General features: G+C 75.1%; 22 protein-coding genes and 1 pseudogene. 13 read left to right on the top strand and 10 right to left on the bottom strand.

The features are described from left to right. Positions 1 to 86: 86 nt before the first annotated feature. A complete protein-coding gene (locus tag B446_RS14350; RefSeq protein WP_020940166.1) occupies positions 87 to 1340 on the top strand; it encodes a glycoside hydrolase family 26 protein in 1254 nt (417 codons plus the stop codon). On the opposite strand, the gene B446_RS14345 is transcribed toward B446_RS14350, so the two are convergent. Genes B446_RS14345 through B446_RS14310 form a run of 8 tightly spaced genes read right to left on the bottom strand, consistent with a single transcriptional unit; the run spans position 1337 to position 11127 of the window. After that, the gene (locus tag B446_RS14345) at positions 1337 to 2581 is read right to left on the bottom strand and encodes a GNAT family N-acetyltransferase (protein WP_020940165.1); all 1245 of its coding nucleotides are present in this window, start codon (positions 2579 to 2581) and stop codon (positions 1337 to 1339) included. The two genes, B446_RS14350 and B446_RS14345, sit on opposite strands and share 4 nt — an antisense overlap. After that, complete coding sequence (locus B446_RS14340; protein ID WP_020940164.1) at positions 2578 to 3231, bottom strand: hypothetical protein; 654 nt, start codon at positions 3229 to 3231, stop codon at positions 2578 to 2580. Before B446_RS14340 ends, B446_RS14345 begins: the two co-directional genes overlap by 4 nt. Continuing rightward, positions 3228 to 4385: a glycosyltransferase gene (locus B446_RS14335; protein ID WP_020940163.1), complete on the bottom strand. Its 1158-nt coding sequence runs from the start codon at positions 4383 to 4385 to the stop codon at positions 3228 to 3230. Before B446_RS14335 ends, B446_RS14340 begins: the two co-directional genes overlap by 4 nt. Continuing rightward, positions 4382 to 5143: a polysaccharide deacetylase family protein gene (locus B446_RS14330; RefSeq protein ID WP_020940162.1), complete on the bottom strand. Its 762-nt coding sequence runs from the start codon at positions 5141 to 5143 to the stop codon at positions 4382 to 4384. Before B446_RS14330 ends, B446_RS14335 begins: the two co-directional genes overlap by 4 nt. After that, complete coding sequence (locus B446_RS14325) at positions 5127 to 7055, bottom strand: lipid II flippase MurJ (protein WP_419184154.1); 1929 nt, start codon at positions 7053 to 7055, stop codon at positions 5127 to 5129. The genes B446_RS14330 and B446_RS14325 overlap by 17 nt, the downstream gene beginning before the upstream one ends. 50 nt (positions 7056 to 7105) lie before the next feature. Beyond that, positions 7106 to 8503, bottom strand: a complete 1398-nt coding sequence (locus B446_RS14320; RefSeq protein WP_020940160.1) for an O-antigen ligase family protein — start codon at positions 8501 to 8503, stop codon at positions 7106 to 7108. Positions 8504 to 8506: 3 nt separating this feature from the next. Continuing rightward, positions 8507 to 9955, bottom strand: a complete 1449-nt coding sequence (locus tag B446_RS14315; RefSeq protein ID WP_020940159.1) for an exopolysaccharide biosynthesis polyprenyl glycosylphosphotransferase — start codon at positions 9953 to 9955, stop codon at positions 8507 to 8509. Continuing rightward, positions 9952 to 11127: a glycosyltransferase gene (locus B446_RS14310; protein WP_020940158.1), complete on the bottom strand. Its 1176-nt coding sequence runs from the start codon at positions 11125 to 11127 to the stop codon at positions 9952 to 9954. The genes B446_RS14315 and B446_RS14310 overlap by 4 nt, the downstream gene beginning before the upstream one ends. A gap of 247 nt (positions 11128 to 11374) precedes the next feature. Between B446_RS14310 and B446_RS14305 the strand changes: the two genes are divergently transcribed. The 8 genes from B446_RS14305 (at position 11375) to B446_RS14270 (ending at position 16768) form a co-directional block, all read left to right on the top strand. Next, the gene (locus tag B446_RS14305; RefSeq protein ID WP_020940157.1) at positions 11375 to 11614 is read left to right on the top strand and encodes a chaplin family protein; all 240 of its coding nucleotides are present in this window, start codon (positions 11375 to 11377) and stop codon (positions 11612 to 11614) included. A gap of 168 nt (positions 11615 to 11782) precedes the next feature. Next, positions 11783 to 12586: a hypothetical protein gene (locus B446_RS38750; RefSeq protein WP_020940156.1), complete on the top strand. Its 804-nt coding sequence runs from the start codon at positions 11783 to 11785 to the stop codon at positions 12584 to 12586. Between the two features lie 133 nt (positions 12587 to 12719). Continuing rightward, on the top strand, positions 12720 to 13010 hold the full coding sequence (locus tag B446_RS14295) for a hypothetical protein (protein ID WP_020940155.1): 291 nt from the start codon (positions 12720 to 12722) through the stop codon (positions 13008 to 13010). Between the two features lie 164 nt (positions 13011 to 13174). Then, entirely contained in the window at positions 13175 to 13675 is a 501-nt protein-coding gene (locus tag B446_RS14290) for a DUF5949 family protein (RefSeq protein ID WP_020940154.1), read from the top strand. Next, positions 13675 to 14259, top strand: a complete 585-nt coding sequence (locus tag B446_RS14285) for a vitamin K epoxide reductase family protein (protein ID WP_020940153.1) — start codon at positions 13675 to 13677, stop codon at positions 14257 to 14259. The genes B446_RS14290 and B446_RS14285 overlap by 1 nt, the downstream gene beginning before the upstream one ends. A gap of 109 nt (positions 14260 to 14368) precedes the next feature. Beyond that, complete coding sequence (locus tag B446_RS14280) at positions 14369 to 14881, top strand: hypothetical protein (protein ID WP_020940152.1); 513 nt, start codon at positions 14369 to 14371, stop codon at positions 14879 to 14881. A gap of 545 nt (positions 14882 to 15426) precedes the next feature. Continuing rightward, entirely contained in the window at positions 15427 to 15918 is a 492-nt protein-coding gene (locus tag B446_RS14275; RefSeq protein ID WP_043475579.1) for a tyrosinase cofactor, read from the top strand. Beyond that, complete coding sequence (locus B446_RS14270; protein WP_020940150.1) at positions 15902 to 16768, top strand: tyrosinase family protein; 867 nt, start codon at positions 15902 to 15904, stop codon at positions 16766 to 16768. The genes B446_RS14275 and B446_RS14270 overlap by 17 nt, the downstream gene beginning before the upstream one ends. 69 nt (positions 16769 to 16837) lie before the next feature. On the opposite strand, the gene B446_RS14265 is transcribed toward B446_RS14270, so the two are convergent. After that, on the bottom strand, positions 16838 to 17134 hold the full coding sequence (locus B446_RS14265; RefSeq protein WP_020940149.1) for a chaplin: 297 nt from the start codon (positions 17132 to 17134) through the stop codon (positions 16838 to 16840). Positions 17135 to 17467: 333 nt separating this feature from the next. Here B446_RS14265 and B446_RS41135 point away from each other — a divergent pair. Then, a pseudogene (locus B446_RS41135) lies at positions 17468 to 17957 on the top strand (DUF2087 domain-containing protein). A gap of 106 nt (positions 17958 to 18063) precedes the next feature. On the opposite strand, the gene B446_RS14255 reads toward B446_RS41135, so the two are convergent. Beyond that, positions 18064 to 19023, bottom strand: coding sequence for a D-2-hydroxyacid dehydrogenase family protein (locus tag B446_RS14255; protein ID WP_020940146.1), 960 nt, complete (start codon positions 19021 to 19023; stop codon positions 18064 to 18066). Positions 19024 to 19272: 249 nt separating this feature from the next. On the opposite strand from B446_RS14255, the gene B446_RS14250 reads away from it, so the two are divergent. The 3 genes from B446_RS14250 to B446_RS14240 all read left to right on the top strand — a co-directional run bounded on the left by B446_RS14250 (position 19273) and on the right by B446_RS14240 (position 23287). Continuing rightward, positions 19273 to 21282 (top strand): hypothetical protein, encoded by a 2010-nt coding sequence (locus tag B446_RS14250; protein ID WP_020940145.1) that lies wholly within the window; start codon positions 19273 to 19275, stop codon positions 21280 to 21282. 100 nt (positions 21283 to 21382) lie between these two features. Further along, on the top strand, positions 21383 to 21778 hold the full coding sequence (locus B446_RS14245; RefSeq protein WP_043475573.1) for a hypothetical protein: 396 nt from the start codon (positions 21383 to 21385) through the stop codon (positions 21776 to 21778). Between the two features lie 87 nt (positions 21779 to 21865). Beyond that, positions 21866 to 23287, top strand: coding sequence for an MFS transporter (locus B446_RS14240; protein WP_020940143.1), 1422 nt, complete (start codon positions 21866 to 21868; stop codon positions 23285 to 23287). The last annotated feature ends 11 nt before the right edge of the window (positions 23288 to 23298 follow it).

Here is a 23298-nt window from a genome sequence, read left to right as displayed (position 1 = left end):
GCTGGCGGACGCCACGCCGATGTGACTGTGTGTCAATAGCAGGAACCGGCCCACCGGGGCGCGGTCCAGTGGCGGAAGGAGCGGGCATGGCTCCGCGAGAGCGACGGGCCCGCGCCCGGCGGCTGACCGTGGTGGCGTCGGTGGTCGCCGCCGCCCTCGCCCTGGTGGCCGGCCCCGGCCCCGGCCCCGCGCCAGGCGCGGCACGGCCCGCCGGCTCCTCCGCAGCCGCACGGCCCGCCGGCTCCTCCGTCGCGGAGCGGCAGGCGCCCCCGCCGTTCGGCGCGTTCCTCGGCTCCGGCCCGAGCGGCCTGGCCCGGATCGCCGGGCTCGGCGACTGGCTCGGCGGCACCGAACCGACCGTCGGGCACACCTATCTGCCCGGCGGCACATGGAGCGACATCGAGGGCCCGCCCGGCTTCCTCGACCCGTGGGCGCGATGGCGGCGCGAGAAGCCGGACCGCACGCTCGTGCTCAACGTCCCCATGCAGGAGCGCAACGAGGAGGACCTCTCCGACGACCAGGTGCGCTCGCTGCTGCGCAAGGGCGCGGCCGGGCGGTTCGACCGGCACTTCCGCACCCTCGCCGAGCGGCTGGTCGACCTGCGCGTGCCGGACACGGTCGTCGTGCTCGGCTGGGAGATGAACGGCGTCACCTACACCCACCGCTGCGGCCCGGACCCGGAGTCGTGGAAGACCTACTGGAACCGGATCGTCAGGGCCATGCGGGCGGTGCCCGGCCAGCGGTTCCGGTTCGACTTCGCTCCCAGCCGGGGCCGGGACGCCGTCCCCTGGACCGAGTGCTACCCCGGGGACGACACGGTCGACATCGTCGGCATGGACTCCTACGACCAGCCGGCCGGCATGTCCTTCGACGAGCAGGTGACGGAACCCTACGGCCTCCAGCGGCACGTGGACTTCGCCGAGGCCCACGGCAAGCCGCTCTCGTACCCGGAGTGGGGGCTCTTCCGCAACGGCGACGACGCCACGTACATGCGCCGGATGCTCGCCTGGATGGAAGCGCACCGGCCGCTGTACAACACGCTGACCGACTACTGCCCGCACGGCGTGTGGCAGTGCGCGCGGAACCCTATGGCGTCCGCGGTGTACCGGTCCGCGCTGTACGGCCGCACCGGCGCACGCACCCCGGACCCCGTGCCGGCCACCCCCACCGCACCGGCACCGACGCCCCCGCCGACCCCCCTGCCCGCGCCCGTGCCGACCCCCGCGCCCACGCGGCGGCCCCCGGACGCCTGCGCGTCGCCGGACCTGGGCGGCTGGGTCGCGTACTGGCTCGGCGGGAACCCCTGTCTCCCCGCCGACCGGTGGCCGCGCACCCTCTAGTGCCCGTCGCGACGCCCCGGCATCCACCGGCGCAGTGCCTGCTTCCACCGGCGCAGTGCCTGCCCCCACCGGAGCGACACCCGACCGCCCCGGCGCAGTGCCTGCCCGCCCCGCCGCCGGACGGCCGTCTCGGCGAGCACGGCCACGAGCAGTGGGGCGGTGCGCCGCCTGGCCAGCAGCAGCCGTCGGCTGACCACCGGTTCGGGACGCCAGTGGTGTTTGTACGGCTCGTCGCCGCGCAGCAGGCTCAGCACGCCCCGGCCGCCCGCCGCGCCGCGCGCTGCCGCCGCCGCGTGCCCGCTGCACGCGTCCAGCAGCATCACGGCCACGTCCGCCTTCCGTTCCCGCAGCCGGGGATCGGCGCCGTACAGATAACCGCCCGCCAGACCCCGGGACAGCAGCGTCAGGTCGACGGCGACCACCTCGCCGTCGAGCCTGAACTCGGTGACCACCGCGTCCCCGGCACGGACCATCGGGCCCACCGCGCGGACCAGATGCTCCCGGAACCGCGGCCGCAGATGCTCGGCCGTCACGCCCCGCCCCTGCCACTGGGAGCGGTGCAGCTCCAGCAGCCGGTGCAGGGCCGCCGGCACCTCACCGGGCCCGGCCACCCGCCGCTCCACGCCCAGCGCGGTCAGCCTGCGCAGCTTGGCCCGCACCCGCTGCGCCTTGCCCGACGGCAGCCGGGCGACCAGCTCCTCCATGGGCACGGCGGGCAGTTCGAGGCACAGCGAGTCGTCGAGCGCGCGCCGGGGCCCGCGCCACCGGGCGAGCACCCGCTCCGCCGCGCCACCCGGCCGTACCTCGCGGAAGTCGACCAGCGCCGTGCGCGCCGCCCGCGACAGGGCCGCGGCGAGGGCGCCGGCCGCGCTCCCGTCGTCGCCGTCGTCCAGCAGCACGTCCCCGTAGTCGGAGATCGGCCCGCCGAGCGGCACCAGGGCGGGCAGCGGACGGCGGACCAGCATCAGCGGTGCCGCGGCGGCCAGTTCACCGCCCGGGCCGCGGCGCACCAGCAGCAGTCTGAGCCGTCCCGTCCTGCCGTACGACCGCCACCACGAGTGCAGCCAGGCGTGGCTCAGGAAGGGTGTCGCGGTGCCGCACCGCCCGTACAGCCGCCCCCAGGCAGGTCCGAGCGCGGCGAAGACGGCCTCGTCGGTGACGACTTCGGTGACGAGTCCGGTGGAGGGCCCGCCGAGGGGAGCGGTGGTGCACTCCGGCCGCGCCGGGTACGTCGCCGTCACAGCTGGCCGCGCGCGTCGGCGGCGAGGGCGGGCGCGGGCACGGTGGCCGCCCGCGCCGGCTCGGGCGACCGGCGCCTCGGCCGCACCAGCAGCGCCAGACCGCCGAGCAGCCCGCCCGCGCTCGCCCCCACCAGAGCGGTGAGTCCCGCGGACGCCGAGGACGGCGCGGTCGGTGGCAACGCCCGCGAGAACTCCATGAGTTCGACGTGGGTCCGGCTCTTGGTGGCGTTGGCGTGCCGGGTCAGGGAACGGGCGACCGCGTCGGCCATGCCGGCGGCCTCGGCCGGGCGGCCCGAGGTCGCGGACACCGCCACCATGGGGGCGTCCGGCGAGGTCGCGGTGCGCACGTCGGCGCGCAGGGTCTCCACCGGCACCCCGGCCTGCCGCTGCGCGTCGCCGAGCACCGCGAGCTGGGTGGCGACCCGGCCGTAGGCCTGGGCGAAGCCGAGCGCGGAGGCGGTGTCGGACCCTTCGGTGGGTACGGCGACCACATAACTGGTGGCCGTGTACACCGGTGGCTTCAGCTCCCCGTACGCGCCGCCCAGCAGACCGCCCGCGAGGACGCCGGCCGCCACCAGCGTCCAGGGCGGCAGCGCGCGGGCGCGGGTGAGGCGGGCCGGGCGGTGGTGCCTGAGGGGATACTCGGTCATGGCGGGGTGACTCCCTGGGAGGATCGGGGCTCGGGGACGGTACGGGCGAGAGCCGCCGCGTAGACGTCCATGAGCCGGCTGGCGCTGCGGGCGATGCAGTAGTGACGGGCGGCCTCGGGGGCGGTGCGCGGGCCGGGGCCGGCGGCGCGTACCTCGGCGAGCGCCCGGGTGTAGGCGTCGGTGCCGCCCTCGACGCGCAGGGCGCCCGGGGCGGCCCCGGGCGGCAGGTCCTCGACGGCCGGGCAGGAGGTGTAGCGCACCGGCAGCCCGGCCGCGAGCGCCTCGACGACGGCCAGCCCGAACGCCTCCTCGGCGGAGGGCGAGGCGAGCACGTCCATCGCCGAGGCCAGCGCGGGCAGGTCGGGGCCGGCGGCGGGGTCGCACCCGTGGGGCCGCTCACCGGCGAAGACCACCCGGTCGGCGACCCCGGCGAGCCGGGCGGCCCCGCGCAGCGCGCCCTCCTCGCCGCCCCCGCCGACCAGCAGCAGCCGGCAGTCGCCGGGGAGCCCGGCCAGAGCCCGGATCAGCACGTCGAAGCGTTTGCCGGGGGCGAGCCTGCCGACGCCGCCGATGACGAACGCGTCGTCCGGCAGCCCGAGCCGGGCCCGGGTGCGCAGCCGCAGCCCCGGGTCGAAGCGGAACCGCTCCAGGTCGATGCCGTTGGGCACGACCGCGATGCGCGGCCCGGGCACGCCCCAGCGCGTCAGCCGCTCGGCGACCGTCGGGGACACCGCCACCGTGGACCGGCCCAGCCGCTCACCGGCCAGGTACAGGGCGCGCACCCCGGCCGTGAGCGGGCGGCCCTCCATCTGCGAGTCACCGAGGGAGTGTTCGGTGGCGACGACCGCGCGGACGCCGGCGAGCCGGGCCGCGATCCTGCCGTACAGGCAGGCCCGGTACAGGTGGGTGTGCACCAGGTCGTAGCGGCCGCGCCGGATCAGCCGGGCCAGGCGGGGCAGCGCGGCCAGGTCGCGGTTGCCGCGCATGCCCAGGTGGACCACGTGGACGCCGTCGGCGGCCAGCCCCTCGGCGACCGGCCCGGGGTCGGTCAGCGTCACCACGTCGCAGTCCACCGGCAGGTGCCGCAGCAGCAGCCGCAGTTGCTGCTCGGCGCCGCCGGTCCCGAGCCCGGTGATGACGTGCAGCGCCCTCATCGCGGCTCCGCGGCGGGGCGGCGGCGCAGCCGGTGCAGCCGGTACTTCAGCGACAGGCGCAGGGCGGCGTCGTTCTGCCCGATGTGCACGCGGGGCAGGGCGTGCGGGCCGGTCAGCGGGCCGGGGTCGATGGCGCAGGCGTAGGCGTACCCGGCCGCGCGCACCGCGTCGACGGCCCGGCGGTCGACGGTGCCGTAGGGGTAGCAGAACCCGCCCACCGGGGTCCCGGTCAGCTCCCGCAGCAGGGTCCGGCTCCCGGCGGTCTCGGCCCCGAGGACGGTGTCGTCGGCACGGGTGAGGTCGACGTGGGTGAGGCCGTGCGAGCCGATCTCCACGCCCGCGCGGGCGGCCTCCCGGACGGCGTCGGCGGTGAGCAGCGGCTTGCGCGGGCCCAGCGGGTCCCACGCGTTGTCGCCGCCGAACCGGCCGGGCAGCACGAACAGGGTGGCCGTGCACTCCCAGCGGGTCAGCACCGGCAACGCGCCGGTGAGGAAGTCGGCGTACCCGTCGTCGAAGGTGAGCCCCACCAGGTCGCGGCCCTCGCCCCGGGCGCGGGCCGCCAGCAGCTCGGCCACCGACACACCCCGCAGGCCACGGGCGCGCAGCCAGCGCAGCTGCCGCTCCAGCCGGTCCGGGGTGACGGTGACCCGGTACGGGTCGTCGGAACAGTCGCCGACCGAGTGGTACATGGCGATCCACGGGACGGTGCCCGGCCGGGCGGCCCGGGCACGGCGGGGCGACTCAACGGCGGACGGCATGGACGAGCCTCCGTACGAGGGTGCGGACAGGAAGGAGAAGGCGCCGGACGAAGGGCCGGCGGAGGGAAGGCAGGGCCGGGAGGAAGCGGGCGAGCGGGAGGGAAGGCGGGCCGGACGTCCCGCCCCGGGCGCTCAGCACACGGCCGAGCAGGACGAACACGGCGGTCACGGTGGCGCCGCCGGCGACCGGACCCGCGTACGGTCCGCCCGCCCGGCCCGCCGCCAGGGCGCCGGCGACCGCTGCCACCACGGCCGCCACCAGCGGCCCGCCCACCCCGGCCAGCACGCGCCGGGCGCGCACCGGCACACCGCGCGGGCCGCCCGGAAGGACGGAGCGCCCCCGCGGACCGCTCGCCGTGCCCGCCAGCAGCAGGACCGCGGTGACGGTGATGCCGGCGGCGTTGGCCGCGGCGATCCCGGTGACCCCCCAGGGGCCGACCGTCCCGGCGCCCGCCCAGAACGTGACGGCGAGGCCGGCGGCCATCGCGGCGACCGGGTACCAGGCGGCGCGGCCCGCCGAGAAGTAGGAGCGGACCAGCACGCCCGTCAGCGTCTGGCCGAGCAGCCCCAGCGCGTACACCCGCATCACGCCCGCGGTCGCCGCCGTGTCATGGGCCGTGAAGGCGCCCCGCTGGAAGAGCAGTTGGACGATCTGCGGGGCGCAGGCGACGACGGCCGCCGTGCCGAGGAGCACCAGCCAGGAGGCCACCACCAGGTCGCGCTCCACCCGGTCCCGGGCCTGCTCGGTGTCACCGTCGGCGAGCGCGCGCGCCACCACCGGGAAGGTGACCGTGCACAGCATCGTCGACAGCGTCATCGGGATCTGCGCGACCTTCTGCGCGTAGTTGAGATGCGAGATGGCGCCCGCGGGCAGTCCGGAGGCCAGGTACCGCTCGACGAGCACCTGCGACTGCCGGACCAGCGCGAACAGCAGCACGGTCGCCATCAGCGCGGCGTCCACGGGCCGTTGCCCGGGCGGGGTGCCGGTCCCGGCGCCGCCGCTCGGACCGGCCTCCGTACCGATCTCCGCGACGGTGCCGGCCGACCGCCGTGACCGCCGGGTGCGCAACCGCCGTACCAGCGAGGGAATCTGTACGGCCACCATCAGACAGCCGCCCACCGCCACCCCGAACGCGGCCGAGCGCACGCCCCACCGGCCGCCGAGGGTGAACATGGTGACGACGATGCCGGTGTTGTAGGCGACGTAGATCGCGGCCGGGGCCAGGAAGCTTCGGTGGGCCCGCAGGGCCGCGCTGCAGTAGCCGGCGAGCCCGAAGCTGCACACGCAACTCGCGGTGAGCCGGGTGCAGTCCACGGCGAGTGCCGGGTCGGGCAGACCCGGCGCGAGCACCCCGACCAGCCACGGCGCGGCCACGGCGAGCAGCACGGCCACCGCGGCGAAGGCCGGTGCCAGCCGCGGCAGGGTGCTCGCGACCAGGGACCGGACGGGGTCCCCGGGTGCCCCCTGCGCACGCCGGGCCAGCGCCACGCTGAACGCCGGGACCAGCGCGTAGGCCAGTCCGTCCTCGATGAGCAGGGTGGCCGCGAACTCCGGCAGGGTCCAGGCCACCAGGAAGGCGTCGGTGTCCCGGCCGGCCCCGAACAGCCGCGCCAGCGACTGGTCGCGCACCAGCCCGAGCAGCGCGCCCGCGACCGTGAGGGAGGCGGTGATCAGAGCGGCCCTGGCCAGGAAGCCCCGGCTGGGCGGCGCCTGTCCGGACCCGGCAGGCCGCGCCGGGCCGGGGCGCGCCCCGGCCCGCGTCCCGGCGGCGGTTGTGTCGGCCCGGGTACCTGAGTGGGTACCGGCGGGCGCACCGGAGTGGGTAGCGGCGGGCGCACCGGCCCGTGCACCGGCCCGGGGTGAGGCCAGCACGACCGGGCCTTCGCCGTCGCCGTCGTCCGGTCCGGGCACCGCACCGCTCCCGCCGGTCCCGCGGCGGGCTTCGGGGGAGGGCGTCACCGTCACCGGACCCCGGCCTCCCCGACGGCCCGTTCCTCCGCGGCCGGCCGCGCGGCACACCCTGCGGAGCCGACCGCGCCCGCGTCGGAGGCGACGGCGTCCGGTAGGGGAACGACCTCGTCCGCGCCCACCAGCGCCCACCAGGCCACGAGGCCCAGGCACACCGCGGTCAGCACGGTCGAGCTGCCGCCGATGTCGGCGTAGGCGAAGTCGACCAGCTGCCAGACCAGCAGCCCGCAGGAGATGAGCGCGCACTCCTGGCCCCGGCCCGAGCGGCGCGCCCGGCGCACGCCCCGCAGCGCGCACACCAGCAGGGCCAGCCAGCCGCCCACCAGGCCCACGAGACCGACCAGGCCCTGCTCGCCGAGCACCAGCAGGTACATGTTGTGCGGGGACAGCAGCGGCTGCCTGCGGTAGGCGGCGCCCGCGCCCTCCGTGTCGCTGCCCGAGGACAGGGCGAGCGAGGCGTGCCCGTCGCGGTACTCGGGGAAGCCCTTCAGCCCCACACCGGTCAACGGCCGCTGCCGCCACATGTCGCCCGCCGCCGCCCACATCGTGTACCGGTCGGTGACCGACTGGTCGGGCGCGTCGGTGACCCGCGTGATGCTGTCGATCCGTTCCTGGAGCATCGCGGAGCCCAGCCCGAGACCGCCCACCAGCACCACACCCGCCGCCACGGCTGCCGCGCCGACCCGCAGCGCACGGCGCGGCCCGGCCGCCACGAGCTGGACGGTGAGCGTCACGGCGGTGGCGATCCAGGCGCCCCGGCTGAAGGACAGGGCGAGCGGGACGAGCAGGACGAACGCGCAGACGGCCGCGACCGCCCGCTCGCGCACCGGCGTCCGGCCGAGCGCCAGACCGGCCGCGCACACCAGGCCGAACGACACCACGGTCGCCATGCCCATCACGTCCGACGCCCCGAAGGTGCCCACCGCGCGGATGTCCTCGCCCTGGTAGGAGGCGCCGGTCCCGGTGGCGTACTGCTGGACGCCCAGCGCGCCCTGCCACAGCGCGAGCCCCACCAGGGACCAGGCGAGCAGACGGAAGTCGGACCGGTGGCGGACCAGCAGCAGGACGGCGGCCGGCACCAGGACGAAGATCTGCAGGTAGCGGCCGAGGCCGGCGATCCCCGCGCCCGGGGAGACCGCGTCCGCCGCGGCGAGCGCGAGACCGGTGACCGGCAGGCCGAGGACCACGGCGGCCGTAGGGGACAGCGGGCGCCGCCGTGCGCGCAGCAGTCGTACCGCGCAGTGGCCGACGACCAGCGCGGACACCACGTCGGCCGGTCCGGCGCCGCCCTCGCCCCCCGGGGTGAGGGGCAGCGCGAGCAGGGCCACCACGGCCACCACCGACAGCACCGGGGCCGGCGCGGGGCGGCGCCGGGTCAGGGTGAGGCTCATCGGTCAGCTCCCCGTGGAACGCACGAGCGCGGCCGCGGTGCGCAGCAGGATGCAGACGTCCTGCCACAGCGACCAGGTGTCGATGTACGCGTTGTCGAAGCGGGCCCGGTCCTCGATGGAGGTGTCGCCGCGCAGGCCGTTGATCTGGGCGAGGCCGGTGATGCCGGTCCGCACCCGGTGGCGGGCCGCGTAGCCCGGGTGGGTGCGGCTGAACTGGGCCACGAAGTAAGGGCGTTCGGGCCGCGGGCCGACCAGGCTCATGTCGCCCCGGAAGACGTTCCACAGCTGGAGCAGCTCGTCCAGCGAGGTCTGCCGCAGGAAGCGGCAGAAGCGGCTCATCCCGTCGTCGCCCGCCACGCTCCAGCGGGTCGCCGCCTCCCGCTCGTCCACCGGGCGGTGGGTGCGCAGCTTCAGCAGCGTGAAGGGCCGCCCGCCGGCGCCGATGCGTTCCTGCCGGAACACCACGCCGGGCCCCTCGGTGAGCCGCAGCACGGCCGCGCACACCAGCAGCAGCGGACTGACCAGCACCAGCAGGGCCCCGGACACCGTCACGTCCAGCAGCCGCTTGCCGGGGCTGCCGTGGTGCCGGGTGTCCAGGTCGAGGGGGCGGACGGAGAAACCGGCGAGCAGGTCGCGCGTCCCGAACGCCGGGCCGTCCGCGTCCACCTCCCACACCGTGCAGCCGGACTCCGCCAGTGCCCGCAGCAGCGGGCCCCGTTCGGCGCGCACGGCCGGGCCGACGGTGAGCACGACCCGCACCCCGTTCTGGATGAGCGCCCGCTGCACCTCCTCACCGGTGCCGAGCACCGGCAGCCCACCGCGGCCCGCGGGGTGCTCGGCGACGACGCCCACCGGCCGCACCCCGCAGCGCGGGTGGCGCAGCAGCGCGGCGGCCACCCGTTGCGCGGTCGCCGCCGGACCGACGACCAGGGCCGTACGCGGACGGCGTGTCAGTGCCACCCGGCGGCGCCAGTGCACGGCACCGCGCGCCGCGCAGGCCGCCACCGCCTGCGCCGCCCAGCCGAGCAGCAGCGTGCGGGCGGACAGCGCGCGGCCGGGGTCGAGGGCGGCCGCCAGCGCGCCGAGGGCGAGCCAGAGGACCGCGATCCGGCCGCAGACGGCCGGGAGTTCGTCGAGCACTCCCGGCACCGGCCGGGTGAGGCGCGGGCGCAGCAGCAGCGCTCCGCACACCAACACGGCCACGAGTGGCGCACGTTGGGTGGCCAGGCCCGGAGCGAGCGCGCCCACCAGCGCGGCGACCAGGTCGGCGGTGAGCAGCGGCAGGGGCGAGGCGGGCCGCGCGGCCAGCCGTCGCACCGGGAACCGGAAGCCGCCCGGCGCGCGGGCCGGGCGTACCCGGGCGGGCGAGGGGCCTTGCTCCTGCGGTCGCGAGCCGGGAGCGGCAGGGGCGCCGGGGGCGCCGGAGGAGGGGACGGTGCGTTCCGCGGTCACGGGTGGAGGGACTCCCTGCGCTCGGTGGACACGGGCGGCCGGGCGCCGAGGAGTTCGCGGTACAGGACCGCGAACCGGTCGGCGGTGTGCCGCACGTCGTGCGTGGACTGGACGTGCCCGCGTCCCCGCTCGCCGAGCGACGCGCGCAGCGGCGCGTCGGGCAGCAGCGCGGCGATCGCCCGGGCCAGCGCCCCGGGGTCCTCCGGGGGCACCAGGCAGTGGGGCGCGAGCGCCGGCGGCAGGCTCTCGCGCGCGCCGTCGACGTCGGTGAGCACGACGGGCCGGCCGCAGGCCATCGCCTCCAGCGGGGCCAGGGCCATGCCCTCCCAGCGCGAGGGCAGCACCACCAGGTCGGCGGCCCGGTACCAGGGCACGGTGTCGGTGACGGCACCCGCGAACCGGACGGCGGGGCCGAGCGCGCGGGCTCGCCGGCGCAGCGCGTCCCGGTCGGGTCCGTCGCCGACCAGGGCCAGCCGGGCGCCGGGCACCTGGCGCACGACGTGCTCCCAGGCGCGCAACAGCAGGTCCTGGCCCTTCTGCCGGCACAGCCGCCCGACACAGACGACGAGCGGCGCCGCCGGGTCGAGGTCCGGGAGCAGGGCGGCGCGGGCGGGCCCCGCGGGCGCGGGGGAGTGACGGTCGAGGTCGATGCCGTTGGGAATGACGGCGTACGAGGCGTGCACCCCGGCGCGCAGTCCGGTCGCGCGCTCCGCCTGGCTGACGCACACCACACGGTCCGCCCACCGGGCCCCCCACCGCTCCCAGCGCAGCGCCAGCGCGGCGGTGGGGCCGCCGACGGCCTCGAACGACCACGCGTGCGGCTGGAACACGGTCGGGACCCGGCCGCGGACGGCGAGCCGCACGGCGAGTCCCGCCTTGGCGCTGTGCGCGTGCACCAGTTCGGGCCGTACCTCTTCGACCAGCCGTGCGAGCCGTCGTATCTCGCCGGACAGCCCCGGACCCGGCGACCGTCCGGCCCCCCACGGGCGCACGTCGACCCCCAGCTCCCGCAGCTCCGCGCCCAGTTCACCGCCCGGGCAGCCCGCCGCGACGCGCACGCCGGCCGACAGCTGAGCCCGCGCCAGGTCCCGTACGACGCGGGCGACCCCGCCGTCGACAGGCTGCGCGACGTGCAGGACCCGCGGCCGCGTGGGGGGTGGTGGCTGGTGCATCGACGGGTTCCTCGCTCACGGGGGCGCTCGGGGTTGCGGGTGGGCACGCGGGGGCACGACCGCGCGTCCACGACGACGAAGAGCGCGCCGGCCCACGACGCGTCCCCTTGGGAACGAGCCGGGAGCCCGGCGGGTCACCGCCATGGACGTCACTCGATTGGCGGCACAACCCCACGGCGTGCGGCGCGTTGACACAGCGCCGGGCATCCGCCCGGATGTTTGTGTCGATTTCAAGGAGCTCCTCTCCATGTCGCGTATCGCGAAGGGTCTGGTCCTGACCTCCGCCGCCGTCGCGGCCGTCGCCGGCGCCGCCGGTGTGGCCTGCGCCGACGCCGGCGCCAGTGGCGGCGCCGCCAACTCGCCGGGTGTCGTGTCGGGCAACGTCGTCGAGGTCCCGGTCCACGTGCCGGTCAACGTCAGCGGCGACAGCATCAACGTCATCGGCCTGCTGAACCCGGCGTTCGGCAACATCGCGGCCAACGGCTGACGTCGGGACGCACCCCTCGGACCGGCCGTCCGCCCGCGCGTCGTCGCGGACGGACGGCCGGTTCGTGCGTTCCCCCAGATGGTTCACGCACCGTGCGTGAGCGGTTGCGCGGCGACACGGGGAGTTCAACGGTGGGCTCAGACCCCTGCCCCACCGAAAGGAACCCCCATGCGTGTGCTGCCCGTACGGCGCCTGGCGTCCACCACCCTCTGCGCCGCCCTCGTGATCGGCATCGCCGGCCCCGTCGCCGTCGCCGCCGACTCGGCCCGGGAGCGCACCCGGACCAGCGCGCACTCGCCCGTACCCGGCGCGGACGCGCTGCTCGCCCAAGTCCGGTCCCTGCACGGCACCGACGCCGCCCTCGACCCCGTCGTCGACCTGGTCGACGCGTCACTAAGCAAGGGACGTCTCACCCCCGGCGAGGCCAAGAAGCTCGGCGACGCGGCCCGTGAGGCCGTCGCCAAGGCCGCGGCGGCCGCCCCGAGCACGGCGGCCACCCCCACCTCCGCGGCCACCCCCACCTCCGCGGCGACGCCGAGCACCCCCGCCACGCCCACCGCTTCGACCGCTCCCACCGCCCCGGCCGTGCCGAGCACCGCCGCCACGCCGTCCACGGCGGCCACCCCGACGGCGCCCGCCGTCCCGAGCGCCCCCGTCACCCCGAGCGTCGCCACCGACGCGAGCGGCTCCGCCGTGCCGTCCCCGGCCGCCCTGACCGCGCTCACCACCGGCACCGCCGCCAAGGAGCCCGCGGCCCGCGACGCCACCGGCGACCTGCTCGCCGCGCTGCAGACCGCCATCGACAAGCTGATCAAGGCCGTCACCGCCGACGTCGACGGCGTGCTGTCCGCCGCCAACGGCGTCGTGGACGACGTGCTCGAACTGATCGACTCGACCCTCGCCGGACTGCCGACCGCGCCGGGCACGGCCCTGCCCAGCCTGCCGCAGGCCCCCGCGCTGCCGACCGGGTGACGCGCGGACGGCAGCGCCCACGGGGATCTCATATGTCTTCCGGGGCCGGGGTTTCCGGCCCCGCGGGCACTCGTTAGGCACGGCGCCAGTACGTCTCCCCGGGGTGACGCGAGTCGCCGAAGAGAGGAACCCGATGAAGTCCCTGAAGGCCGCCGCCGTCCTTGCCGGTTCCGTGGCTCTCGCCGGCGTCGCCGCGCCCGCGTTCGCCCACACCACCGCCGAGCTGACCCCCACCAGCCTCAACGGTGCCGTGGACTCGATCACCCGGGGCGGCCTGACCGTCAAGGACGTCATGCCACTGCAGCAGCAGTCGCACGCGCTCGACACCGAGAACGCCGACTCCGTCCTGCACTCCGTCAAGGGCGCCACCACCGCCCTGAACCAGCACAACCCGCTGCTCGGCGGCCTGCCGCTGCAGAGCTGACCCCGCCGCCGCACCACCGGGAGGAGCCGGCACCGCACACCGCGGAGCCGGCTCCCGGCCTGTTCGAGACCGCTTCCCCCGATCGTGTGGAGCGGCTGCGGGCACTGGTCCGGACGGGTGAGAGGCCGCCGGGCCGCGCCGCGCCCCGCCGATAGGGTCGCGCGGTGACCTCAAGCCCCAGCGAAACCCGTCCCTTCCGCCCCGCCGACCTCGGCACGCTCGTCGTCCTCGCCTGGAGCGGCGAGGCACCCGACGGCACCGACATGCCGTACCTGCTGGCCTACTCCCTCGGCGACACGGAGGGCGGCCCCGAGGCCACCGCCGCCGCCATCAGGCACCTGCTGACGAGCAACAACCTGCCGGTCGGCGGGCAGGTGGTGGACGGCACCTCGAAGCCGAGCCTGCCCATCACCCTGCTCGTCGAGGCCGGCCAGGCCGTCGTCAACATGCCGCAGATGGTCGCCCAGGCCGAGGCACCGCCGGAGTGGCTCGCCGCCGTCGCCGCGCGCGGCTACGCCTACCTCGTCTTCACCACCCTCGCCTGGCCCGAGGGCCGTCCCGGCCAGGTCGTCGACCCGGCCGCGCTGGCCGCCTTCGCCGGCGCCGACGAGACCCTGACCGCCGCGGCCCACATCGTCCTGCCGGCCCGCAGCCTGCGCCGCTGATGCCCCGGCCCCCGGCCGGCGGCAGGGGTCTCGGGCTGCTGCTGGTGATCACCGGCGCGGCCGGTCTGCTGGCCTCCTGGGTCATCACCCTCGACGAGTTCGAGCTGCTGAGGAACCCGGACTTCGTGCCCGGGTGCAGCCTGAACCCGGTGGTGTCCTGCGGCAGCGTGATGAAGAGCGCCCAGGCCGGGGTCTTCGGGTTCCCCAACCCGATGCTGGGCCTGGTCGCCTACGGCGTCGTCGGCTGCGTCGGCGTGAGCCTGCTGGCCGACGCCCGGTTCCCCGGCTGGTACTGGCTGCTGTTCGAGGCCGGGTGCCTGTTCGGCGTCGGGTTCGTGTCCTGGCTGCAGTTCGAGTCGCTGTACCGGATCAACGCGCTGTGTCTGTGGTGCTGTCTGGCCTGGGCCGCCACGATCGTCCTGTTCTGGTACGTCACCTCGCTCGTCGTCCGGAGCGGATACGTCCCCGCGCCCGCCGCACTGCGGAACTTCCTCGCGGAGTTCACCTGGGTCCCGCCGGTCCTGCACATCGGTGTCGTGGGCATGCTCGTCCTGACCCGATGGTGGGATTTCTGGACGAGCTGACGAGCCGACCATTGCTGCGGCCGGGCGAATTGTGAACTGAAGCAGTTTTCCGGCTCGTTGTGCGATGCGGACCTCGAACTCCGCGCACCCGAAAAGGACCGCACCTGACATGAAGCCGACCACCCGAGGAACCCTCGCCGCCGTCGTCACGGGCGTCGCGGCCGCCGTGGGAGCGACCGCCCCCGCCCTGGCGGCCGGCGCGGTCCCCGTCCCCGTGCCGCTGAACGGCGTCTCCCAGTCCCTCGGCACCGAGGTGCCGAAGGTCGGCCTCGAAGTGCCGCTGGTGAAGCCCGGCGCTCCCGAGGGCCCCCGGTACGTCACCGGCCGGCTGCTGCCCGAGCGCGCGCTGCCCCAGGTGCCGCTGAACGGCGCCCTGCCCGGCGCGAACCTGCGGGCGCCCCTGCCGCGCGTCCTCGGCGACGACTTCGACCACGTCGGTGTCGACGCCCCCGCCTCCGACCTGCGCACCGCGGGCCCCGGTCTGTCCCTGGACGCCCCGCTGACCGCCCCCGACCCGCACCACTTCGGCCTGCCCGAGCCCAAGCTGCCGCAGGCCGGCCTGCTCGCCCCGGTCCTGCGGACGGTGCCCGCCGCGAACCTGGGCCTCGGCCCCGGCCTCTGACACGGGCCGTGGGCTTCGGTCCCGGGCTCTGACACGGGCTGTGGGCTTCGGTCCCGGGCTCTGACACGGGCTGTGGGCTTCGGTCCCGGGCTCTGACACGGGCTGTGGGCTTCGGTCCCGGGCTCTGACACGGGCTGTGGGCTTCGGTCCCGGGCTCTGACACGGGCTGTGGGCTTCGGTCCCGGGCTCTGACACGGGCTGTGGGCTTCGGTCCCGGGCTCCGACACGGGCTGTGGGCTTCGGTCCCGGGCTCCGACACGGGCTGTGGGCTTCGGTCCCGGCTCCGGCGCCGACCGGGGGCCTCGGTCGTGACTCCGGCCCCGGCCCCGGCCACGTACCTGAGTCCCGGCCGCGCACCTGAGCCCCGGCCACGTACCTGAGCCTGGTCGCGAGTCTCAGCCCGGTCGCGAACCGGGGACCTTCGGCACGTCTCCGGTGCCGGCCGCACACGTCCCCGCACCCACCGGATGGCCCCCCGGTGGTGACCCCGCGCGCGTTCCGGCGGTTACCCGTGCGGAATCCGATCACGGGACGAGGAGCGAAAGATGGTCGTGGGTGCCGGTGGCGTCGCGGTGGGAGCCGAGCAGCAGGTCGTGGCGGGGACGGGAAGAGTGACGCGAAGAGAGGTGGCGCGGGGGCTGCTGGCCTCCGCCGCCGCACTGGCGCTGGCGCCGGTGGTCGCCGCCTCCCGCCCCCTGCCCATGTCGGACGGACCCGGGGGCGGCTCCTTCGACGAGACCTACCGGGGCCGCCGCATCCAGGGCGTCGTGATCCCGGTCGCAGGACACCGGGGCCTCGCCGGGGGCGACTGGCAGGTCACCATCGACGGCCGCCCGCTGCACCTGATGCGCCGGGCCGACGGCACCTGGCTGAGCATGGTCGACCACTACAGCTCGTACCGTACGCCGCTGGAGGCGACCCGCGCGGCCGTGGACGAGATGGGCCCCGGCCAGCGCCTGCGCGAGCTCGCGCCCGGCCCGGTGGACGCCGGGCACGTGGGACACGACATGGGGGGACAGCATGACGTACGTGCGTAAGAACGTCAGCGCACTCACCCCCACCGAGCGCAGGCGGTTCGTCAACGCCCTGCTGGAGCTCAAACGGCGCGGCGAGTACGACGCCTTCGTGCGCACGCACATCGACTACTACACCGCCGACGGCGAGGCCGGCCTGCGCACCGCGCACATGACGCCGTCCTTCCTGCCCTGGCACCGCAGGTTCGTGCTGGAGCTGGAGCGGGCGCTGCGCCGCGTGGACTCCTCGGTGACGGTGCCGTACTGGGACTGGACCCGGGACCGTACGACGACGTCCTCACCCTGGACGAAGGACCTGCTCGGCGGCAACGGGCGGCGCTCCGACCGGCAGGTGACGACCGGTCCGTTCGCCTACGCGGCCGGTCACTGGACCATCAAGGAGGGCATCACGGACGGCAGGTTCCTCACCCGGGACCTCGGCCGCGCGGCCGCGCCCCTCCAGCTCCCCACCCGCAGCGAGCTGCAGTGGGCCCTCGACGACCCCGTCTACGACGTCCGCCCCTGGGACTCCACGGTCACCAAGGGCTTCCGCAACAAGCTGGAGGGCTGGGGGCCGGGGACCGGCAGCTCCTCCTGGCGCAACCACAACCGGGTGCACCGCTGGGTGGGCGGCGCGATGCTCGGCGGCGCGTCCGTCAACGACCCGGTGTTCTGGCTGCACCACGCCTTCCTCGACCTGCAGTGGGACCGCTGGCAGCGCGCCCACCGGTCGCACCGCTACCTGCCCGCCGACCCGCCCGGCACCGGCGACCCCCAGCACAAGCGGGTCGTCGCCCGGCACCAGAAGCTGCCGCCCTGGGGCGTCACGCCGGACGAGCTGGAGGACATGAGCCGGATCTACCGGTACGCGTGAACCGTGCCGGGACACGGCGGAGCCCCGGCGCTCGAGGTGCCGGGGCTCCGCCGTGTCCGTGGGACGCGATCAGCTGCCGTAGCCGTCGTCGCCGGGGCCCGGGTTGCCCTGGGTGACAGGGGCGGCGTGCGTGTTGGCGCAGCCGTTGCCGAAGGCGGGGTTCAGCAGGCCGATGACGTCGACGGTGTCACCGCACAGGTTCACGGGCACGTTGAGGGGAACCTGGACCACGTTGCCGGACAGCACACCGGGCGAGTTGGTGGACGCACCCTGGGCGCCCGCGTCGGCCAGGGCCAGACCGGCGCCGCTGATGACCACGGCACCCGTACCGAGAGCGACGGCGGCCGCTTTCGCGAAGCGAGACATCACGTTCTCCTTTTGTTGCTCGGTGGTGTGCGGCGACGGACAGTCACCGCACCTTCCCGGTCAACGGTGTCGCGCCGGGCGAGTCACGCCGATCAGCAGGAGATCACCCTTTCAACGGGCGGTGCCGCCGCCGCTGCGGTGACGGTGACCGGTGTTAATGGGAGGCGCCGGGTCCGGCGGCCCGCCTAACCTCCGGTCATGACCCCCGACACCGAGACCGGCACGGACACCGAGACCGACACGGACACGGAGACCGGCACGGAGACCGGCACGGACACCGATTCAGCCGAGCGGGCCAGGCAGCTGATCGGGCTGCTGGCGGAGGAGAGCCGGATGCGCGCCCTGGCCGCCGTGGCGCTGGGCGCGGACGGTCCCGAGCGGGTCGCCGAGGCGGCCGGGCTGTCCGCGAAGGACACGGCCCTCGCGCTGCTGCGACTGCGCGAGCAGGGCGTGGTCGTGGACGGCACATCGGACGGACTGACCGTCTCCTACGACCTGTTCCGCGGCCTGCTCCGGCGCGGGCCGGCCGGCGCCCCCGACCGGCGGCGGGCCGGAGGCCGCCGTCCTGGCCACCTTCGTCCGCGACGGGCGGCTGCTGCGCCTGCCCGCCCAGTGGACCCGGAAGAAGCTGGTGCTGCGCCACATCGCCGAGCAGACCTTCGAGCCGGGCGCCGAGTACCCGGAGCGCGTGGTGAACGAGCGGCTGCGGGCCTGGTGCGAGGACTCCGACGGCGTCGACCATGTGACGCTCCGGCGCTACCTGGTGGACCTCCACCACCTGCACCGGAGCGAGGGCGTCTACCGCAGGCCGGAAGCCGGCTGACCTGCCGAGGGGCTGACTGACCGTCCGGAAGCCGGCTGACCGACCGGGGGGCTGACTGACCGTCCGGAAGCCGGCTGATCGGCGCGGACCGGCCCGACAGCGGGCGTCACGGAAGCCGTCGTACCGGAGCTCCCGCCAGGTAGGCCGCGATGTCCTCCACCGCCTGGCCGTAGTACTTCGCGTAGTTGGCCCGTGAGACGTAGCCGAGGTGGGGTGTGGCCAGCAGGCGGGGCGCCGTGCGCATCGGGTGACCAGGGGGCAGCGGTTCGACGTCGAACACGTCGACGCCGGCCCCCGCGATCCGGCCCTCGTGCAGCGCGGCCAGCAGGGCGTCCTGGTCGACGATCGCGGCGCGCGAGGTGTTCACCAGATAGGCGTCCGGCTTCATCAGGGCCAGTTCGGCGGCGCCGACCAGTCCCCGGGTGCGCTCCGACAGGGCCAGGTGGACGGAGACGAAGTCGCTGGTGGCCAGCAGGTCCTCCGTGGAGGCGGCGAGCTCCACGCCCACCTCCGCGGTCCGCTCCTTCGTCAGGTTCCGGCTCCACGCGCTCACGTGCATGCCGAAGGCGAGTCCGACCCGCGCCACGCGCTCGCCGATCTTCCCGAGCCCGAGCAGCCCGAGCCGGCGGCCGTGCAGGTCGGCGCCGACGGTGGACTGCCAGGGGCCGCCCGAGCGCAGCGCGCCGTTCTCCGTGACGATCCCGCGGGCGAGGCCCAGCAGCAGCGCCCAGGTCAGCTCGACCGGAGGCGTGGAGGAACTCGCCGTACCGCACACCGTCACCCCGTGCGCCTCGGCCGCCGCGTAGTCGATGACGCTGTTGCGCATCCCGGAGGCGACCAGCAGCCGCAGCCGGGGGAGACGCGCGATCAGCGAGCCGGGGAACGGGACGCGCTCGCGCAGGGTGACGACGATGTCGAAGCCGGCGAGCGCCGCGGCGAGGGCGTCCTCGCCGTCCAGGTGCTCGCGCAGCGCGACGACCTCCACCCGGTCCTCGATCACCGACCAGTCGGCCGAACCGGCGGCCGCCCCCTGGAAGTCGTCCAGCACCGCACAGCGAAGTCGCACGTCGTCTCCCCTTCCCCGTTGGTCCCCGTTGTTCCGCGTTGCCGCGGTGCCGAGTTGACCCGCCCCCCGCTTCCCCCGGCGACTGTACCCGCAGGTCACGGGGCCGGCCCGGGGTGTACCACAGGGAAACGGAACATGGATGTCTTCTTTCCGAACGCTGTACAACTCTTCGTCCTTTTCTTACGTCGAACTGGTGAACAACGGCGTTTGCCCTCACGCGCGCGCCATCCGGGAAGAGGAAAAATGCCCATGACGATCCGTCGGTTGTGCGGTGCCCTGCGCGTGCGCGGGGTCACCGACCTGCTGCTCGTGCTCCTGCTCGCCGGCGGCTTCGCCGCGCTGCCCGTCTTCGCGCTGCTGCCCTCCCTGTCGGGCTTCGTCGCGGCGTCGGCCGTGACGTACGTCGCCGACGAGGTGCTGCACTCCAGGGCCCCGGGATTCGTGCGCAGACTGGCGACGCTCCAGCTCACCCGCCCGCTGCGGTTCGCGGTCCGCACCGTGATGCTGCTCGCGCTGGCCAGCCGGGCGGACGCGCCGGAGGCGGTGCTCGTCACCGCGCTCGCCGTGTTCAGCGTCCACTTCGCGGCCATGATGCTCTACACGGCCCTGCACCACGCCGTCCGCCGGCGCCGGGTGCTGCCGCTGGGCGTGCGCAACCTGGACATGAGCGAGCTGCCCATACCCAAGCAGCCGCCCGCCTTCCTGTACCGGCGCTTCCTGCGCAAGCTGCTCCACCTGGACCTGCCGGCCCACGCCGGCCTGCTCGCCGCGCTGGCCACCGGCGGCTGGAGCCTGGCGTACACCGGCTTCGCGGTCACCGTCGCGGTCCCGGTGCTCGGCGTCCTCGCGCTGCTGCTCCAGTACCGCAGGGTCCGCCGGATGCCCGTCCGGGACGAGGTCTTCGCCGAGGTCAACCGCCGGCTCGCCGACTACCGTCCCCAGGTGGCGCTCTACTTCAGCTTCGCCGCGGTCTCCCGTGACTTCATGTACCAGGTCAACATGTGGATCGAGACGCTGGAGCAGCTCGACATGCGGCCGGTGATCATCCTGCGGGAGCGGGCCTCCTTCCGCCACCTCAGCCGCACCTGGCTCCCGGTCGTCTGCGTCCCCAAGGCCGACGACCTGGCGGAGCTGGAGCTGTCCGGCGTCCGGGTCGTCCTCTACCCGGGCAACGCCGGCAAGAACGTGCACATGCTGCGCGTCGCCGAGGCCAAGCACGTCTTCATCGGCCACGGCGACAGCGACAAGCTCGCCAGCAGCAACCGGGTCAGCAAGGTGTACGACGAGATCTGGGTGGCCGGCCGCGCGGGCCGCGACCGCTACCAGCGCGTCCGGCACGCCATCAGCGACAGCGCCATCGTCGAGGTGGGCCGCCCGCAGCTCGCCCCGATCCGCCTGCACGCCGAGCACACCCCCGGACCGCTCCCGGTCGTCCTGTACGCACCGACCTGGGAGGGCTGGAGCGACGACGACTGCCACACGTCGCTGATCCCGATGGGCGTGCCCCTGATCGAGAAGCTCCTCCAGGAGAACGTCCGCGTCATCTACAAGCCGCACCCGCTCACCGGCAAGCGCTCGGCAGAGGCCGCCGAGGCCGACCGGGCGATCCGCGAGCTGCTGCGCGCGGACAACGAGCAGCGCGGCGCCGCCGAGGCCGAGGCCGCCGTCGCAGCGGCCAAGCCCCGGCTGAAGGAGATCCAGGAGCGGCTCGACGAGCTGGCCGGCCGCCTCGGCGGCGACGACGCCGAGCAGCTGCGCGAGGCCCGGCTGCCCGACCGCGCCGCGGCGGCCGAGTGGCAGGAGCTGCGCGCCGAGTGGCACCGCATCTTCTGGGAGACCAGGGGCCCGGTCCGGCACAACGTGATCCTCAAGAGCCTGCCCACCCTCTACGACTGCTTCAACCAGGCCGACATCCTGATCAGCGACGTCTCCTCGGTCGTCGCCGACTTCGTGGCCGGCCTGAAGCCCTACGTCCTCACCAACGCCCACGACCTGCCCGACGAGGAGTTCCGCGCCGCCTACACCACCGCGGGCGGCGCCTACCTCCTCGACCGCGACTGCACCCGCCTGACCGGGATCCTCGACTCGGTCCGCGCCCCGCACACCGACCCGATGGCCCCGGCCCGCCGCACCCTCAAGGAGTACGTCCTCGGCCCGGACCACCCCTCGTCCATGGAGCGCTTCAACGCGGCGGCCAACGCCCTGGCCGCGAAGAGCGAGGCGGAGCGCCTGGAGGCGGAGACGGAACTGGCCGCCTGACCGTCACCCGGCGGCGACCCGGTGCCCAGGCGTTCGTACTCGGACGGGACTGAGTACGAACGCTCTGGGCGGTGACCGCCGGGGCCGCGACGCTGGAGGCATGCGAACAGGACTGCGCAAACCCATTGCCCAGCTGGTGTCGATCCTCGCCCTGGCCGCGCTCGCCCCGGCCCTCTGGGCGGCCTGGCTCGGCTGGGACCAGCACCGCGACGTGCACCCCGACGGTTCGACGACCGGCCCGTACCAGGCGTGGCAGGTGATCGGCCTGGTGCTGACCCTGCTCGCGGCGGTCGGCTGGGCGGCCTACCGGGACTACGTCGCGGGCGCGGTACTCGGCACCACGGCCGGCCTGACCGCCGCCGCCTACGTCGACTGGTCGGACGACTCCAGCGGCCTGTTCGTCATCGGCGTGGGGCTGGTCATGATGGGGACCTTCGTCGGCACCGTCGTCGTCTCCGCCGTGACCACCGCCGTACGACCGGTCGAACAGCGCTGATCCCGAGGCGTACGCCTGTTCCGGGACGCGCCCATCTCACCCCCGAGGGGTGAGGCACCGCCCGCCGTGCTGCCGGATGGTTGGCTCGTGACCGAGACAGTCGAGCGCGAGCGCGCGGCGGGGCAGCGCAAGGTGCTGGCCGCGCTGGCCCTGGCCCAGTTCATCTGCAGCTTCGCCGGCTCCAACATGAACGTGATGATAAACGACATCAGCACCGACCTGGACACCACCGTCCAGGGGGTGCAGGTGGCGATCACCGTCTTCCTGCTGGTGATGGCCGCGCTGATGATCCCCGGCGGCAAGCTGACCGACCGCTACGGACGCAAACGGTGCTTCCTCACCGGCCTCGTCGTCTACGCGATCGGGGCCCTGCTGAGCGCGGCCGCGCCGGGGCTCGGGGTGCTGATCCTCGGCAACTCGATCCTGGAGGGCGTCGGCACCGCCCTGCTCATCCCGCCCGTCTACATCCTCGCGACACTGCTCTACCCGGACCTCACCTCCCGGGCCCGCGCCTTCGGCACGATCATGGCGCTGGGCGGCATCGGCGCCGCCGCCGGACCACTGATCGGCGGCCTGATCACCACAGCCGTCAGCTGGCGCGCGGCCTTCGTGTTCCAGGCCCTGATCATCGCGGTGATCGTGCTGCTCAGCCGCCACATGGACGATCCGCTGCCGCCCGACCCGACCCGTACCTTCGACACCCTGGGCGCGATCCTGTCGTCCGCCGGTCTGGTCCTCGTGGTCATGGGCATCCTCGCCGCGGACAACGACATCTGGCTCATGATCGCCCTGCTGGTCCTCGGAGCGGGCGTGCTGTGGTGGTTCTTCCGTTACGTGCGGGCCCGGGAGGCGTCGGGCAGGGAACCGCTGCTGTCGCTGAGCCTGTTCCGCAACCGCACGTCCAACCTGGGACTGGTCACCCAGAACGTCCAGTGGCTCATGCTGATGGGCGTGTCCTTCACGGTCGCGGCCTACCTCCAGGTCGTGCGCCACTACGACGCCATCCAGACCGGGATCATCTTCACGGCGGCCACCCTGGGCCTGCTGCTGACCTCCCTGTCCGCCGAGCGCCTGGCCGAACGGCGCTCCCAGCGCACGCTCGTGATGACCGGCTTCGTCGTCTGCATCCTCGGCGTCGTCGTCCTGGTCGTCCTGGCGGCCGCCTACACGACCGCCTGGGCGTTCGTCCCCGGCCTCCTGCTGATCGGCCTCGGCCTCGGCGTCATGCTGACCCCGTCGGTCAACGTGGTGCAGTCCAGCTTCCCGGAGGAACGCCAGGGCGAGATCTCCGGCCTGTCCCGGAGCGTGTCGAACCTGGGCTCGTCCTTCGGCACGGCCATCGCCGGCACGATCCTGGTCTCCGGCCTGACCAGGGGCGCCTACGCGGCGGCGATGCTGTCCCTGGCCGTGATCGGCCTGGCCGGCCTGGCGGCGGCGACCCGCCTCCCCCGGCAGACCGACCCGACGCACACCCCGCGGAGGGCGGCGCGGGAGCGGCCGGGGGCTTGAAGCGGCCCGCG

Origin of the sequence: Streptomyces collinus Tu 365, assembly GCF_000444875.1 — a bacterium.
Lineage (GTDB): Bacteria > Actinomycetota > Actinomycetes > Streptomycetales > Streptomycetaceae > Streptomyces > Streptomyces collinus_A.
The sequence above is the reverse complement of the archived record's forward strand: the minus strand, read 5'-3'. Positions and strand labels throughout refer to the sequence as shown.